This is a genomic window from Streptomyces sp. NPDC056169, assembly GCF_042268445.1.
Lineage (GTDB): Bacteria > Actinomycetota > Actinomycetes > Streptomycetales > Streptomycetaceae > Streptomyces.
Genome location: NZ_JBHJUO010000009.1, coordinates 55163 through 71443, shown reverse-complemented (window position 1 = coordinate 71443; position 16281 = coordinate 55163). Strand labels below are relative to the sequence as shown.

Genomic DNA, 16281 nt, shown 5'->3' with positions numbered 1-16281 from the left:
CGTCTCCGCGACCAGGGCGCTCCCCTCGGCGTCCGACCCGGCAAGGGGGCGGTCGACGATGGCGTTGCGGAAGCCGATCCGGTCACTCAGCGCGTCCGCGTCACTCCGCACGTGGACGCTGGTCTATCTCCTGGTCGTGACCCTGCTGACTGTCGCGTACCTGCAGTTCCCCGCCCGCCACACCGTCCTCTGGGCACTCATCGGTCTCGGTGGCGTCGCCGCCATCCTCATCGGCGTCCGTCTCCACCGGCCCGCCCGGCGCTGGCCCTGGCTGGTGCTGGCCGCCGCCAACTTCGCCTTCGTCGCCGGCGACACCGCCTACAACGCCCTGGAGGCCTTCTTCGGGCAGACCAGGCCCTTCCCCTCCGTCGCCGACGCCTTCTACCTGGCCACGTACCCGCTGTTCGCCATCGGCCTGTTCGGCTTCATCCGCTACCGGGCCGCCGGCCGCGACCTCGCGGTCGTCCTCGACGCGCTGATCCTCACCTCGGGACTCGCGCTGCTCTCCTGGGTCAACCTCATCACCCCGCTCGCCAGAAGCGAGGACATGACCTGGATCGAGAAGGCCATCTCCATCGCCTATCCCCTCGGCGACGTCCTGATGCTCGCGATGCTCGCCCGGCTGCTCGTCCCCGGCGGCCTGCGCTCCCGGTCGGTGCAGCTCCTCACCCTCGGCACCTGCGGCATCCTCACCTCCGACGTCATCTACGGCGCCCTCCAGCTCAACGGCACCTGGCAGGTCGGCACGCCCTTCGACCTCGGCTGGGTCGTGTTCTTCACCGCCTGGGGCCTCGCCGCCCTCCACCCCTCGATGACCGGGCTGACCGAACGGGCCCCCGAGCCGACACCCCGCGTCGCGGAGCGCCGACTCGCGCTCCTCGCCGGCGCCTCGCTCATCGCCCCCGCCCTGCTCCTCCTCCAGTCCCTCCGCGACGACGGGGACCAGGACATCGGCGTCATCGCGATCTTCTCGGCCCTCATGTTCCTGCTGGTCCTCGCCCGGCTGTGGAGCATGATGAACGCCCACGGGAAGGCCGAGGCACGCGAACGCAGCCTCCGCGTCGCCGCCGCCTCCCTCGTCGCCGCCCTGAGCCCGCGCGAGGTCGGCGGAGCGGTGGAGACCGCCTCCGCCACGCTCTTCGGCCCCGGCACCGACCACCGCGTCCTGCTCCTCACCCGGGACCGCCGGGGCGGCCTCAACGCCGTGGCGACCGTGGCCCACCCGTGGAGCTGCCGCACCGACCGGCTCACCGTCCCTCCCGCGACGGCCTGGCCCGAGCTCGTCGCCCACGGCACCCGGATCCTCCCCGTGACCCGCCTCGACCCCGCCGTCGCCGCCGAGGTGGCGCCCGAGTCGCACGCCCTGCTCTGCCCCCTGGAGCTCCAGACCCCCGCCGGACGCGAACCGCTGCTCGGCGTGCTGCTCCTCGCGGGACCCGAGAAGAAGCTCTCCGAGATCGCGGGCCCCGCCCAGTCGCTCGCCTCCCAGGCGGCCCTCGCCCTGGAACGCTTCGGGCTGACCGAGGAGGTCAACCGCCGGACGAGCGAGGCGTACTTCCGCACGCTCGTGCACAACACCTCGGACGTCATCCTCATCGTCGACGACGACGACACCGTCCGGTACGCCAGCCCGTCCGCCGAGTCCATGTTCGGTCACTCCCTGCTCCCGGGCACCCCGCTCACCGAGCTGCTCGCCCCCGCCGACAAGGCCAGCGCCCTGCGCGTCCTCGCCGACGCCCGGTCCCGCACGTCCGTCGACGCCCGCGACGACTGGAAGCTGCTCCACGGCGGCCCCGGCGGCCCCGGCGGCTCCGGCGGCTCCGGCGGCTCCGCCGACCTCCAGGTCGAGGTCCGGTGCAGCAACCTCCGCGACGAACGCACCGTCCACGGTCTCGTCCTCACCCTCCGGGACGTCACCGAACAGCGGAAACTGGAACGGGAGCTCACCCACCGGGCCTTCCACGACTCCCTCACCGGCCTCCCCAACCGGGTCCTGCTGCTCGAACGGATCGAGCGGGCCCTGCTCCGCGGCCGCCGCGAGTCCACCCTGACCTGCATGCTCTTCGTCGACCTCGACGACTTCAAGGTCGTCAACGACACCATGGGGCACTCCGTCGGCGACGAACTCCTCGTCGCCGTCGCCCGCCGCCTCACCTCCGTCCTGCGGCTCACCGACACGGCGGCCCGGCTCGGCGGCGACGAGTTCGCCGTCCTCATCGAAGGGGCCAGGGAACCCCGGGACGCCGAGACCCTCGCCGCCGAGATCGTGCACACCCTCAGCCAGCCCTTCCACCTCACCGACGGAGCCGTATCGGTCTCCACCAGCGTCGGCATCGCGACCGTCCTCGACAGCGCGCACGCCGAGGAGCTCCTCGGCCACGCCGACCTCGCCCTGTACGCCGCGAAGGCGGCCGGCAAGAAGCGGTGGCGGCTCTTCCACCCCGAGCTCCACTCCCGGCTCGTCGCCCGGCACGAACTCCAGGCGGGCATGGACACGGCCATCGCCGACCACGCCTTCGCCCTGCGCTACCAGCCCATCGTCGAGGTCGAGGGCGGCGCCCCCGCAGGCCTGGAAGCGCTCATCCGCTGGCCCCACGCCCGCCGCGGGATGGTGCCGCCCGACCAGTTCATCACCCTCGCCGAGGAGAGCGGCCACATCATGCCGCTGGGCGCCTGGGTCCTCGAACACGCGGCCCTCGACATCGCCCGCTGGCAGCGCTCCCGCCCGCGCCGCCCACCCCTGTACGCCAACGTCAACGTCTCCGCCCGCCAGTTCCGCGACCCGGGCTTCCTCGACGGGGTACGGCGCACCCTCCGCTCCTCCGGTCTCGCCCCGGGCTCGCTCGTCCTGGAGCTCACCGAGACCGTCCTCATGCGCCAGGACACCCAGATCAGTACGACCATGGCGGCCCTGAAGGACCTCGGGGTCTCCATCGCCATCGACGACTTCGGCACCGGATTCTCCTCGCTCAGCTATCTCCGCGAGTTCCCCATCGACATCCTCAAGGTCGACAAGTCGTTCATCGACGACATCACGACCGACCCCCAGCAGGTCGCCCTCGTCGAGGGCATCGTGCGCATCGCCGACGTCCTCGGCCTCATGGTCGTCGCCGAGGGCATCGAGCACGAGGAGCAGCGGGAGCTCCTCGCCGAGATGGGCTGCCGCTACGGTCAGGGCTACCTCTTCGCCCGGCCGATGACCGCCCACCAGGCCGAGTCGTACCTGCACCGCGCCCCGCCGGTGGGCCCCCAGCCCGCCGTCCGCCCCACTCCGCAGGCCCCCCCGGCCACCGCCGGAACCGTCACCGCCGCCGGCATCACCCCGCCGAGCGCCGCCGCCCGGACCGGCCGCCCGCCGCGCCCGTCCCGCTGGCGCGACCTGGAGCACCTCCAGCGGACCAGCCTCATGTGCGACGCCGTCATCGACGAGGTCGACGGCCGCCGCATCCGCATCGGCGACGACTGGCTCGTCGACTTCGCCTCCTGCAACTACCTGGGCTTCGACCTCGACCCCACGATCATGGCCTCGATCGAGCCCGAGGTCAGACGGTGGGGCACCCACCCCAGCTGGTCCCGGCTCATCGGCAGCCCGCGGCTCTACCCGCGCATCGAGGAGCGGCTCACCGAGCTCCTGGGCGCCCCCGACACCCTCCTGCTGCCCACGATCACCCTCATCCACCAGTCCGTCATCCCGCTCCTCGCCGGCACCGGCCAGGTCTTCGTCGAGGCACAGGCCCACCGCACCGTGTACGACGGCTGCGTCGCCGCCCGGGGCCAGGGCGCCGAGATCCACCGCTTCCGCTCCGAACGCCCCGAGGAGCTGGCGACCCTCCTCCGCGGCGCACCCGGCGACGCGGGCCGGCTCGTCTGCATGGACGGCGTCAACAGCATGACCGGCAACTTCCCGGACCTGCCCACCGTGGCCCGGATCTGCCGGGTGAACGGCGCCCTGCTGTACGTCGACGACGCCCACGGCTTCGGCGTCATCGGCGAGCGCGGCCCCGGCGAGACCAGCCCGTACGGCTCGCGCGGCAACAGCATCGTCCGCCACCTCGGCGAGACCTACGACGACCTGATCCTGGTCGGCGGCTTCTCCAAGGCCTTCTCCTCGCTGCTCGCCTTCCTCGCCGTCCCGAAGTGGCTCAAGGAGCATCTGAAGGTGGCCGCGGCCCCGTACCTCTACTCCGGGCCCTCGCCGACGGCCTCGCTCGCCACCGCCCTCGCCGGGCTCGACGTCAACGACGAGCGCGGCGACGAGATCAGGGCCGGGCTCTACCGCAAGACGGCCCGGGTCCTCGCCCACGTCCGGGGCCTCGGCCTCGCCACCCCGAACACGGACGGACTCCCGATCATCGAGATCCCGCTCGCCGACTCCGCGGACCTCGACGGCGTCGCCGCCTTCCTCTGGGAGCACGGGATCTACGTGACGCTCGCCTCCTACCCGCTCGTGCCGCGTGACCGCGTCGGCTTCCGCATCCAGGTCACCGCGGCCAACACCGACGAGGAGATCGGCCGGCTCTGCGAGGTCCTCACGGCGCTCGCCGAGCGGTTCACCCTCCAGCACGCCGACACCCCGCGCCCCGGCGCCGTCACGGCCGGCCGCCGGCCCCCGGAGCGGTGATGGACAGGGCCGGGGTCGCCGGCCGGGCGTACCCGCCGGACCGGGCGGGGCCGCGCCGCAACAAGGACGCCGACTGGAACGCCTGGCCCGTCGCCGACTACCTCGCCGAGAACTACCGCAGGCTCCACCCCTGCGACATCGGCGTCATCCGTCACCACGCCGCCGTCTACCGGACCATCGCCCCCGGCAGCCTCCCCCGCACCCTCGAACTCGGCGCGGGCCCCAACCTGTACCCCCTCATGCTCGCCGGCGCCGCGAGCCGCCGCATCGACGCCCTGGAACCGAGCGCGGCGAGCGTCCGCTACCTGCGGCACCAGCTCGCCGACGGCCCCGACGACAGCTGGCGGTCCTTCTACGCGCTGTGCCGCGGCCTCGACCCCGCGCTCCCGGCGAGCTGCGCGGACGCCCTCCGCCGGGTCCGGGTCGTGCGGGGCGTCGCGGAGGACCTGACCGACGGCACGTACGCCCTCGCGTCGATGAACTTCGTCGCCGAGAGCGTCACCGAGGACTTCGCCGAGTTCACCGCCCTCTGCGACGCGTTCGTCCGGGCGGTCCGCCCCGGCGGCCGGCTCGTGGCCTCCTTCATGGAACGCATGCCGAGCTACCGCATCGGTACGGGACCGGTCTGGCCGGCCTGTCCGGTCGACGCGGCCGCCCTGCGGGCCGTCTTCGCGCCACACACCACGGGCCTGCGCGTCGAGCGGCTGGCGAAGGACCGCACCCTGCCCGAGTACGGCGACACCGGCATCCTGCTCCTGACCGCGCTGCGGCGGGACACTCCCGCTCCGCGGGCCGGCCGGTGACGCCTCAGGGGTGCCGCCGGATCGTCTCCGCGTAGTCCGCGAGCGAGGAGCCCGGCGTCCCGTCGTAGAGCTGCCAGTCGAAGGCCCACATCATGCCCTCGAGGCCGCAGGAGGCCATCTGCTCGTACGCCTTCTCCGTCACCCCAGGCCGGTACTCGGCCACCTGAGGGCCCGCGCTCTCCCCGGTCAGCCGCGTGAACCCCGCGCTCCGGGCCACGGCCGCCACCCACCGGGACGACGACCAGTCCCGCACCGTCGCGTCGTCCGGGTTCTTCACGTCCACCTTCGCGTCGCCGGGCGCGCAGCCGTTGTCGTCGGGGTCGCCCGTGCCGTCGACCAGGGCGGTCGTCACGATCCGCACCTGGTCCCGGTGCTCGAGGCGCCCGAGGGTCAGGAAGAATCCCGCGGCGCGGCCCACCAGCCGGATCGACGGGGAGCCCACGAGCCGGGCGTCGAGGGCCGCCCGCAGGTCGGACGGGTAGAAGCCGGCCCCCGGCACGAGGACCTTGAGCGGGCCGGTGTGACCGAGCGAGGCGTACAGGTCGAGCTGCCAGTTCACGGCCCCGGCCAGCGCACCCGCGTACCAGTCGTACCAGCGCGCCACCTGCGCGCGGGTGAACGGCTTCCCGTTGTAGGTCCGGTCCCCGGGCCGCCACCCCGGGAACGGGCTGCTCTCCTGGGCGTGCCGGTCGTACGCCCAGAACTCGGCCTTGCCGCTGCCCTCCGACAGCGGCGCCGGATAGGCGAACTCACCGCTCTCGTTGATGCCGACCCGGATCGCCCAGAAGTTCTCCAGCCCGACGAGCCGGTCCACGGCCCGTGCGTAGGCGGCGACGTGCTCCCGTACGGGCTCGCTGAAGACGATGTTCGGCGTGGTGTCCGTCTGCTTGCCGAACTGGTTCTCGAAGACCGACTCGGGGAAGGCGTCCCGCAGCCAGGGCGGCGGATGGTTGAGACCGAGCCCCGCCTCGACCCGCAGTCCCGCGTCGCGGAACTCCCGCAGCCGGTCCGCGATCTCCCGCGCGTACGCCTCGTCGTACACGCCCTGCTCCGGCTCGAACCTGCTCCAGTCGATCTGGAGGTGGGCGACCCGGATGCCGTGCTCGTACTCCGTGCGCGCCTTCTCCGGATCGGTCTGCAGCGTGCCGTACCAGTACCGCCCGGGGTCCGGCCCGGGATCGGACCGGCGCGCCCCGCCCGGCGCGCCCGTGAGCAGGACGAGCAGAGCGACGACGACGAGGACGGTGACGGCCGTGAGCACCCCCGCCCACCGGGGCCCGGTCATGACAGGAGCTCCCGGTAGAGCGCCGCGTGCCGGGCGGCGAACCGTTCGGGACCGAAGTGGTCCTCGATCAGCGACCGGCCCCGCTCCGCGAGCACGTCCCAGGAACGCGGCTGGTCGAGGAGCCACGCGAGCTGCTGCCCGGTGCGGCGGGCGTCGCCCGTGGGCGCCCGCAGCACGGCGTGGCCGAAGTCCGCGAACTGGGGCAGGTCACTGAGGACCGCCGGTCGGCCGGAGGCCAGCGACTGGAGCACGGTGAGCGGGATGTCCGCCTTCCCGCCGAGCACGGTCGGCGGGAAGAGCAGCACGTGGACCGTGGCGATCAGGGCCCGCATGTCCTCGACGTACCCCATGACCTCGACGTCGGGCAGTCCGGCCGCTCCGGCCCGCTCCCGCAGCGCCTCGTTGAGCAGCGTGGGGTTCTGCCCCGGACGCCCGCGCATCGCGAGGACCAGCCGGAACCTCGCCCCCTCCCGCCAGGCCTCCGCTGCCGAGTCGATCGCCGCATCCGCGCCGCCCTTCGGATCGTGGTGCCCGGCGAAGAGGACCACCGGATATCCCCGCGGGCGCGGCAGATACGGCCACGCGTCCAGGTCGATCATGGGAGGGATCACCCGTACGTCCCCGAAGTCCGCGGCCCGCAGCCGCCGCGCCATCGACTCCGACAGGGCGACCGTCGTCCCCAGGGGCCTGGTGTGGGTGAGGAAGCGGGAGTCCATCACGCCGGGCACGGTGTGGACGACCGGTCGTCCCCCGAGGAGCAGCGGGCGGAGCCGGGAGAAGACCGGGAAGGTGCGGCCGACGGTGAGGAAGGCGTGGACGAGGTCGACCCGGCGGGCGAACACGGCCCCGGCGAGCGCGGCCTGGATCCGCTGCGGGATGTGGGGGACGCCGTCCCGGGAGAGGATGCGGACCGGGCGCCCGCGCCGCGGCGGGTCCTGCCGTCCTTCCGGCCACTGCGTGAACCAGACGAAGTCGAAGTCCGGCAGCGTTTCGAGGACGTTCGAGGCGAGCCGGACGTCGCACCCCTCCGCCCCGTCCAGCGGGCTGCTGGTCAGGAGCAGGACACGAGGCCGGTCACGGCGGGCCATCACGCACCTCCGTGCCCGTCGTCGCGGCCGGGCCCAGCGGGCCGGGGGCCGGGAGCAGAGGTCCCGTCGAGGCCGCCGAGGGCACCGCCAGGTCGGCGATGTCCGGTCCGGGCAGCGGCGCCGGCAGCCGGTACAGGGCCAGCGTGCCGTACGTGGGCCCGTCGAAGGAGAACACGGGCCGCAGTCCGTCCGTGAGCTCATGGACCTCCGCGAGGCTGGAGCGTCCGTACCCCTGCTCGATGACCTTCCAGGGCACGATCAGATACGTGGCGTTCTCCGCGGCCCGCGCCTCGGGCGTCGTCCAGTTGCCGAGCCGGTAGGTGTCGTCGAAGGCCCAGCTCGTCACGCCCCGCGTCCGCTGTCCGTCCACGGTGACGATTCCGCTCCCCGCCGGCACGTTGGTCAGGAGGTACGACCGGAGCCGGGAGAAGCCGTCGTCGGCTGTCCAGCGGCTCTGCGCGTACACGACGGCGGGCACCGCGAGCATGGCGGCGAGGGCGCCGATGACGGCCGTCCGCAGGACGCGCCGCCCGACGTGCGGCACCGGGACGGTGACGGCGAGGGCCACCAGGTTCGGCACGAACAGCAGGTACAGGGCCTGCTCCTCCAGGGTCCCGATGCTCAGCGCGTACCCCAGGGTGACGATCGCCGAGGCGTGGAAGAGCGCGAGCAGCCGGTAGACCGGCTCCTTGCGACGCAGGAGCAGCACCAGCGCCACCGGCGTCAGCACGAGCAGTAGATAGGTGGTCGTGTACCCCGGAAGCTCGTCGAGGAGCCGCCCCGAGAGCGAGGGAGTGCCGGGGGCGTTGAAGCCGGTCTCCTGCTCGAGGCCGAGCAGGCGACGCACGCCGGACGTCTTCGCAAACCAGAACTCGTCGAAGTGCCCGAACCCGGCGATCAGCGCCACGTACACGCCGTACATGGCGACGATCGTCGTGAGGGCGAGGGCCACGAGCCGCCGGGGCGGTCCCCAGCCGAGCAGCAGGGCGACGAGCAGCGGCAGCACCGTGATGAGTGCCGCGTGGTCCTTCGTCAGGACCGCGAGACCGAGGAGGAAACCGGCGAGCAGCGCCCGGCCCCGCGCCCGTGGCGGCGGTTCGGGCCGGGTGAGCCCGACGAGGACCAGGTAGCCGGCGAGCACCCACACCATCGTCCCGGTCTCCAGGAGCACCCGGTCGTTCTGCCGGATGCAGAACTGGTCCAGGGCGAACACGAGCCCCGCGAACAGGCCCGCGCCGCGCGAGCGGACCCGGGCGACGAGGAAGACGATCAGGGCCGCCGTGACGCCGGCGAGGAGCGCGTTGAGCACCCGCATCGAGTGCACGCTCGCGATCACGTCCGAGTGGTCCCCGACGAGCCGTGCCCAGCCCGCCTCCATGTAGAAGTGACCGGGCGGGTGGAGGAAGAACAGGCCTTCGTCGGTGCGCGGGAACTCGCCCTGACCGGCGCTGACGCCCAGCTGGCGGTAGATCGTCTCGTCGACGAACAGGTCGCCCGCGCGCCCGATCTGCACCAGTCGCAGGGCCGTCGTGACGACGGCGGCGAGGGCGGCCCAGACGACCGTCGGCACCGGCATGCGGTCCCGGGAACGGGGGCGCGGTCGAGGTCGCGGCGGCGACACCGGCTCGACGGCGGCGGCGGTGGCCGCGGTCGTACGGGAGAACGTCACGACACACCTCCGGCGGTACGGGCCCGGCGGGGATCCTCCGGGACGGCACGGGTGGGTTCGAAAGCGGTGGGCCCGGAAGCGGTGGGCCCGGAAGCGGTGGGCCCGGAAACGGCGGATTCGGGAGTGCCGGGTTCGGGCGCGGAAGGTGCCGCATCGGACTCGGGCATCAGGTACACCTCGGGCACGCGCGGGATCCGCCCCTCGGGGAACAGCGCGTCGGCCTGCGTCCGGTAGCCCCGGATCAGCTCGGCCTTCCGGTCGAGGCCCCGCTCCCAGGCGCGGGCCACGAGCCGGTGGCGCCCGGTGAACCCGGCGTCGGCGGCGGCGTGCTGGTTGTACGGGAAGTCGCTGTAGTACACGACCCGGCGGCCGCTCCGCTCGGCGGCGGTGCGGACGAGGACGTGGTCGGCGTGCCCGCCGACGCCCAGCGGCGCGAGCACCACGCCGCCGGAGCACGCGGGCAGCAGCGCCTCGACGGTCTCGCGGACCGCGCGCAGCGTGTCGTCGTCGCGGGCGGAGACCCGGCCCCGGGACAGGTGGAGCCGGTACGTCGGGTACACGTGGGCCAGCTCGGGCAGCAGCCGGGCGAGCCGTTCCGTACCGGCGCGGGGGCGCGCGAGGCGGCGGAACAGCCCGTCGACGAGGCCGACGTGGAGCACGCCGACGTCGAGCAGGCCCAGGACGTCCCGGTCCTCCGCCCGCCGGTCGGCGAACAGCTCCTCCGCGTCCCCGGCCCCCGTCTGCTTCAGGTACTGCCGGGCCGAGAGGGTGTGCGGCGGTGGCGTGGCCTCCGTGAACAGCGTGGCGACCGTCACCGGCGCCCGCCGCCCGGCCCAGCCGAGCAGCCCGCCGCAGGAGAGCACGGCGTCGTCCAGGTGCGGAGAGAGGACGAGTATGGGGGCGCCGGATCCGACGACGGTCCGGACGAAGCTGGTCAGCGGGTCGTCTGCCATGACGTCCCCCTCTTCCTCTGCCGCCGGGTGTGGGCGGGTGTGTCCAGAAGACGGTGGGCCAGGGCCAGATAGCGGCCCGTCATCTCGTCCCAGGTGTAGTGCTGGGCGGCGAGCGCGGAGCGGCGGCCCAGGTCGCGACGGAGCGTGGCGTCGCGGGCCAGTTCGCCCATCCGCTCGCCGAGGGCCGCCACGTCGAACGGCGGGACGGTCACCTCGCCGCCGTCGCGCATCCAGCGCAGGGCGGGCAGGTCGAAGTGGAGGACGGGCTTGCCGTACGACATGCCTTCGAGCGCGACGAGACCGAACGTCTCGTGACGGGAGGGCACCACGAGGAAGGCGCTGTCGCGCAGCAGTTGCCGCTTGCGCGCCTCGTCGGCGTAGCCCACCCAGTGGATCCGGGGCTCGGGCCCCCGGGTGTGGGCGGCGACGAGGGCCTCGAGCCGGCGTTCCTCGGCCGGTGTGCCGCTGCCCGCGAGCAGCAGTTCCAGCGGGGGCGCGGCCCGGTCGTAGGCGTCGAGGAGCAGGTCGAGGCCCTTCACCCAGGTGTCGATCCGCCCCAGGAAGAGGATGAACTGCCCGTCGCCGAGCCGGGACTCGTCGAGGAGGCGCGGCTCCACGCCGTTGGCAATGACCTGGACGTCGGCCCGGGGGCTGCGCCGCCGGATCGCCGAGCCGTCCGCCGCGTTCATCGTCACGAGGTGCCGGTAGAAGCGCAGCCCGAGCCGCTCGACCAGGAAGAACGGCAGGTGGTAGCGGTGCCACAGCGCCTCGGCGCTGCGACCCTGGTCGATGCCGACGACCGGGGCGCGGGTCACCAGGGGCAGGAAGCTGGTCGAGAACGGGGGAGTGAAGCTCTCCAGCCACAGGTCGTGCGGGATGCGGCGGGCCACGAACGGCAGCAGCGACAGGAACAGCAGCTGCCCGGCGCGCGGACCCGCCCGGCACACCGGCAGCCGGACGTACCGGATGCCGTCGCGGTACTCGGTCCCGGCGCTGCGGCCCGCGGTCACCACCGTCACGCGGAAGTCCTCCGCGAGCCTGCGGGCCACCTTGCCGACGACCAGGGCGCCGCCGCCCCGGTAGGCGGGGTTGTCGGCGTCGTCGTAGATCGACACGACCACGTGCGGACGCGTGTCGGACCCGCCCGCCGGGTCCCCGCCGTGCTCCTTCTTCTCCTCGTGTTCCCGCACCACGTCGAGGATCCGCTCCGCAGCGCTGGCCGCCACGAGCGACGGGGCCCGCTCGCCGTCGAGGCGCGCCACTCCCGGCAGGCGCGTGGCCCAGGTCCGGTAGCGGGCCCACCAGGCGGCCGGGGAACCCGCGACGTCCTCCCAGCCGCGTTCGAGCAGCGTGTCGGGCTCGGTCTCCACGAGGAGCGTCAGACCGTACCGCGCGGCGATCCGGCGGAAGGCGCCCGCCGCCGCCGACGAGGTCGGAAGGTTGAACTTCACGAGCCCGTCGAGGGGCCCGCGGTCGGTGATGACCACGGCCTGCCGCCCGCGCGCCCGCGCGGTCGCCGTCAGCCGGGCCGTCGCGATCCGGGCCGCGAGGTCGGCGGCGTCGAGGAACGCGTGGGCGCGGCGCGGCAGGGATCCCCGGCGCTCGGGATCCGATGCCCGCCGTGCCCACCGCTCACCCGGTTCCCCTTCTTCCCTCACCCGCGGGGGAACCGGGAAACTGCGGCACAGGAAGCAGCCGTAGCAGTGCGTGGTGGCGACCGGGACGCCCCGCTCGCCGAGCAGCGTCGCGAGCCTGCGGACCAGCGAGGACTTGCCCGCGCCGTCCGGACCGGACACCGCGACAAGGAGAACGCTTCGTGAGGTCGTCACGGCATTCGCCCCCTCAGCTTCTTGGCCACCACGAGCGGTACCCGCAGCGACGCCTCGCGGGTCGCGGCGCGGAGCCGGCCCTCGACGAGGAGATGACCGGAGTGTTCGGCGCCGACCCGCAGCGAGGTCGCCACCGGGAGAGGCAGCGGCAGCGGGACGGACTCGCCCCGGTCGAGCCGTGCCATCGCCGCGACGGCGGTGTCGAGCGCCCTGCGGCCGCCCGCGCTCCAGCCCTCGCGGACGGCTTCGCAGCGCGCCTCCGCCAGGATCTCGGGGTGCAGCAGCGAGCGCAGCGCGAGCAGTTCGGAGAGGTCGAGCGTCAGGTTCTGGAAGAGTGCGTGGGCCAGCCAGATCCGCAGCCGGTCGGACGGGCACGGCGCCAGCCAGGCGTGGCCGTCGGCGGAGGAATCGCCAGCGGGGTCGCCGTTCGCTCCGGGGCGTTCGGCCCGGGCGAAGAGCCGCTCGGTGGGGACCACCGGCACGCCGAACCACGAGACCGCGCTGTGCAGATGGGCCGCGGGGCCGGTCGGCGGTTCGAGGAGCACCTTGCTCGTCCGCTCCAGCCAGTAGACCGTCCGGTGCACGTACCAGCCGTCGAGCGCGGTCTGCGCGGCCCGCATGCGTCCCGGGGGCACCACCAGGTCGAAGTTGCCGTACACGTAGTCGCCGCCGAGGTCGGCCTTGATCAGGACGGTGGGGATGCCCGCCGCCCGCAGCAGGTCGGTGGACTCGATGAGATTCCGCCGGAAGAGCGCGGTCGCGCTCTCCACCTCGGCGACCGTCCCCGCGAGCTCGCGGGGGTAGGCGCGGGCCAGGCGTCCCTCGACCTGGTTGCGCCGGGCCGCGGCCAGCGCGCCGCGCAGCTCCTCGGCACCGGCGGGCCGGACCCGGCCCCGCCACACGGTGTCGACGAGGAGCCGCTCGGCGTGCTCGTCGTGGACCGCGGCCCGGGTCCCCCGCTCGGGCGGCACGGCTCCCGCGACCGGGGCGGGAGGCGTCCCGTCGGTCTCCCCGGCCGGGACCGGGTTGCTCCGCCGGCCGAAGAACCGCCACAGCGCGACGACGGTGACCGTCACCGCGGCGACGAGCCAGAGCACCGCGTACGGGCGCAGCAGCGTGAGCGCTCCGGCGAGCGCGAGGAGGGGCAGCACGACACGGCCGAACGGCCGCTCCGCGACCCCGAAGCCGTGCTGCCGGGCGTGCCGGACGGCGAGCAGCACGAGGGCGACGACCGTCCCGCACAGTCCGCCGATCGCCATGCCCAGCACGCCGTTGACGGCCCAGCCGGTCACCAGGGCGGTGAGGTACACGCCCAGACCGACGAGGAGCGTCCGCAGACACGCGTAGTCGTTCGCGGCCTGCGCGAAGGTCACGAGGAGGGCGAGCGCGCCGAGCGCGAGTCCCGCCGTCGCCGTGCAGGCCATGAGGGTGGAGACCATCGTGTACCCGGCCGGGAAGACCGCCGTCAGGACGGCTCCGGGCGCCGTGGCGGCCACCACCGTCAGGGGCACGGCCACCGTGAGGTACATCCGGAGCGCGCCCGCGGTCAGGGGGTCGCCCGCCCGCCGCCGCGAGAGCGCGGGCAGGAAGGCGATGGAGACGGCGCCGGCGAGGAAGAGCGGGATCCTGCCGAGCATCACGGCCGCCTGGTAGCTGGCAGCCGCCGACCGGTCGGTGGGCAGCATCGCGACGAGGACGATGTCCGAGGCCGCGAGCATCGCGACGACGCCCTGGAGCGAGGCGACCCCGATGGCGCGCCGCCACAGCTGCCGGTCGACGGTCACCGCCCGCCAGGGCCGTTGAGGCGCGGCGCGGAACCGGTGCGGCAGGAAGAACGCGTACGGCAGGACGGCGACGGCGAAGGCCGCGAGTGCACCGGCCTCGCCGAGGCCGAGCGCCGCGACGAAGAACAGCCCCACACCGAACTTGAGGAAGGCCTCGCCGGAGTTGAGGACCGCGAGGGTCCGCAGCCGCTCGGTGCCCTGGAGCCAGCCGGCGCTCACCCGGGTGACGTAGATGGCGAAGGTCGAGCCCGCGACGACCAGCGTCGTCAACGTGCCCGCGAACTCCCGCGCCACAGCGCCCACGACGACCGCCGCGAGCGCGCCGCCCGCGATCGACGTGACGATGGAGAAGCGCACGGCCTCGGCGCGCTCGGTGTCCGAGCCGGCCCGCGCGAGCGCCTGCGCCAGCATCCACGGCACGGTGACGACGGCGACGGCCGCCGTGCACACGATGAGCCCCTGGCCGGCGGCGAAGGTGGCGTACTCGGAGACGTCGAGGAGCCGGGTGAGGACCAGCGCGTACATGTAGTTCAGCGCACCGACCGTGACGGCGGCGGTGGCGATCCAGCGCGCGCCGTGGACGGCCGTGACCGCGTCCTGCGGGACGGACGCCGGGGTGATCGCACGATCGACGGTGGTCACGGCCGGCTCCGGGGCGGTGTGGAGCGGGTCTCTCCGGCGTCCGGACGCGGCGCGAGGGTGTCGGCCGCGAGGGGCTCCGGTGCGAGGGTGTCCGCAGGGTGGGTCTTCGACGGGTGGGTTTCCGCCGGTCGGATCTTCATCGGTCGGGTCTCCGCCGCGAGGGTGTCGGCCGCGCCCACCAGGACGTCGTGGCCGTTCGCCAGGGCGATGTCGGCGTCCGCGACGGCGAGGCGGCGCAGGGCGCCGAGCGCCCGGACCTCGTCGCAGCCGTGGAGCAGGACGCGGAAGACGTTCCCGTCACGGCTCCAGGCGTCCGTCTGGCGCAGGGAGTTCCGTACCGCTCGCTCGGTGGCGGCGGGATCGGGGGAGGAGAAGCGGGTCACGACCGACAGGTCGCTCGCGGAGCGGCGGGAGCGGAGGTGGCGGTGGATGCGCTGGACGTCCTCCAGGACGACCTGCGCGAGCCGCTCGGCGCTGGCGTCCCAGGAGAACGCGGCCGCCCAGGCACGGCAGCGGGCGGCGGCGAGCCGGCGCGTCTCCGGCGTGGACAGTTCGTCGAGGGCCGTGTCGATCCCGTCCGCGAGCTCCGCGTCCGGGTCCAGCAGCCAGCCGTTGACGCCCGGCCTGATCGCGTCGCGCAGCCCCGGCACGTCGAAGGCGAGGGCGGGGGTGCCGACGGTGTTCGCCTCGATCACGGCGAGCCCCCAGCCCTCGGCGACGGACGGCACGACCGTCAGCCACGCGTGGTGGAACAGCTCCTGCTTGCGCTCCTCGGTCACGTGTCCGTGGAAGACGACGGCCGAGGCGACGCCGAGGTCGGCGGCGAGCTTCCGCAGCGCCTCCGCCTCCGGGCCGTCCCCGCAGATGTCGACGCGCAGTTCGGGCCGGCGTCGCAGCAGCGCGGGCACGGCCCGCAGGATCAGGTCGACCCGCTTCTGCGGGACGAGCCGGCTGACGACGGTGACCGCGGGGCGGTCGGACCGCTGTCCGGCGGGGGCGCGGGCCGCCGCGCCCGGGCGGCCGTTGGGAACGATGTGGAGCGGGTTGCCGAAGCCGAGTTCGCGCCGGGCGCCCTCGCGGGTCGAGGGTGAGACGACCACCACCGGCCGTCCCCGGTAGACCCGGCGGCTGACCTGCTTCTCCAGGACCCGGCCCACGGCGTTCATCGGCCAGCGGAACCGGGTGTCGAACTGGTGCTGGTGGACGTGGTGGATGACGCAGATGTCCGCGGTCCAGCGGGGCGTGAACAGTGGCGAGAAGAACGGGATGCCGTTCTGGAAGTCGACGACGGCGTCGTACGCGTGACGGTTCCGCAGCAGGTGCGCCGCGGCCGACGCGTACACGCCGAACGTCCCGCCGGCCCGCACGACGCGGATCCCGTCGCGGTACTCCAGGGCGCGCGAGCCGGGGTACCGCGACGAGACGAGGGTGATGTGAGCGCCGGCCGCGGCGAACCGCCGGGCGATCTCCCAGCAGTACGCCTCGGCCCCGCCGGCGTCGGGGTGCCCGGGGTCCCGCCAGTTGAGGAAGGCGAGGTCGGCGCGGGCGAGCCGGTCGAGCGCGGTCACGGGAACCGGGGCGGTCAGGGGGGTCGGAGCGGTCACGGG

The 16281-nt window shown here is 74.0% G+C and carries 9 protein-coding genes; 2 read left to right on the top strand and 7 right to left on the bottom strand.

Annotation, left to right across the window (positions count from 1 at the left end):
• Window positions 1–1204 precede the first annotated feature (1204 nt).
• Entirely contained in the window at window positions 1205–4621 is a 3417-nt protein-coding gene (locus tag ACFC0G_RS16300) for an aminotransferase class I/II-fold pyridoxal phosphate-dependent enzyme (RefSeq protein ID WP_376403928.1), read from the top strand.
• Window positions 4621–5424, top strand: a complete 804-nt coding sequence (locus ACFC0G_RS16295) for a class I SAM-dependent methyltransferase (protein ID WP_376403517.1) — start codon at window positions 4621–4623, stop codon at window positions 5422–5424. Before ACFC0G_RS16300 ends, ACFC0G_RS16295 begins: the two co-directional genes overlap by 1 nt.
• Before the next feature lie 4 nt (window positions 5425–5428).
• Here ACFC0G_RS16295 and ACFC0G_RS16290 read toward each other — a convergent pair whose 3' ends face one another.
• From ACFC0G_RS16290 to ACFC0G_RS16260, 7 genes are read right to left on the bottom strand one after another with little or no spacing between them, the layout of a single operon-like run.
• Complete coding sequence (locus tag ACFC0G_RS16290; RefSeq protein ID WP_376403514.1) at window positions 5429–6709, bottom strand: beta-galactosidase; 1281 nt, start codon at window positions 6707–6709, stop codon at window positions 5429–5431.
• A complete protein-coding gene (locus ACFC0G_RS16285) occupies window positions 6706–7797 on the bottom strand; it encodes a glycosyltransferase family 4 protein (protein ID WP_376403511.1) in 1092 nt (363 codons plus the stop codon). Before ACFC0G_RS16285 ends, ACFC0G_RS16290 begins: the two co-directional genes overlap by 4 nt.
• Window positions 7784–9466 (bottom strand): phospholipid carrier-dependent glycosyltransferase, encoded by a 1683-nt coding sequence (locus ACFC0G_RS16280; RefSeq protein WP_376403508.1) that lies wholly within the window; start codon window positions 9464–9466, stop codon window positions 7784–7786. The genes ACFC0G_RS16285 and ACFC0G_RS16280 overlap by 14 nt, the downstream gene beginning before the upstream one ends.
• On the bottom strand, window positions 9463–10419 hold the full coding sequence (locus ACFC0G_RS16275) for a PIG-L family deacetylase (RefSeq protein ID WP_376403505.1): 957 nt from the start codon (window positions 10417–10419) through the stop codon (window positions 9463–9465). The genes ACFC0G_RS16280 and ACFC0G_RS16275 overlap by 4 nt, the downstream gene beginning before the upstream one ends.
• Entirely contained in the window at window positions 10401–12248 is a 1848-nt protein-coding gene (locus tag ACFC0G_RS16270; protein ID WP_376403502.1) for a glycosyltransferase, read from the bottom strand. Before ACFC0G_RS16270 ends, ACFC0G_RS16275 begins: the two co-directional genes overlap by 19 nt.
• Window positions 12245–14674 carry a lipopolysaccharide biosynthesis protein gene (locus ACFC0G_RS16265; protein ID WP_376403499.1) on the bottom strand — a complete coding sequence of 810 codons (2430 nt, stop codon included), beginning with the start codon at window positions 14672–14674 and terminating at the stop codon, window positions 12245–12247. Before ACFC0G_RS16265 ends, ACFC0G_RS16270 begins: the two co-directional genes overlap by 4 nt.
• Window positions 14671–16278: a glycosyltransferase family 4 protein gene (locus ACFC0G_RS16260; protein WP_376403496.1), complete on the bottom strand. Its 1608-nt coding sequence runs from the start codon at window positions 16276–16278 to the stop codon at window positions 14671–14673. Before ACFC0G_RS16260 ends, ACFC0G_RS16265 begins: the two co-directional genes overlap by 4 nt.
• Window positions 16279–16281 lie beyond the last annotated feature (3 nt).

Bases quoted from the DNA above. Each gene is read 5' to 3' on its own strand.
- ACFC0G_RS16285 (WP_376403511.1), bottom strand. From the start codon at position 7,797: ATGGCCCGCCGTGACCGGCCTCGTGTCCTGCTCCTGACCAGCAGCCCG.
- ACFC0G_RS16290 (WP_376403514.1), bottom strand. From the start codon at position 6,709: ATGACCGGGCCCCGGTGGGCGGGGGTGCTCACGGCCGTCACCGTCCTC.
- ACFC0G_RS16295 (WP_376403517.1), top strand. From the start codon at position 4,621: ATGGACAGGGCCGGGGTCGCCGGCCGGGCGTACCCGCCGGACCGGGCG.
- ACFC0G_RS16275 (WP_376403505.1), bottom strand. From the start codon at position 10,419: ATGGCAGACGACCCGCTGACCAGCTTCGTCCGGACCGTCGTCGGATCC.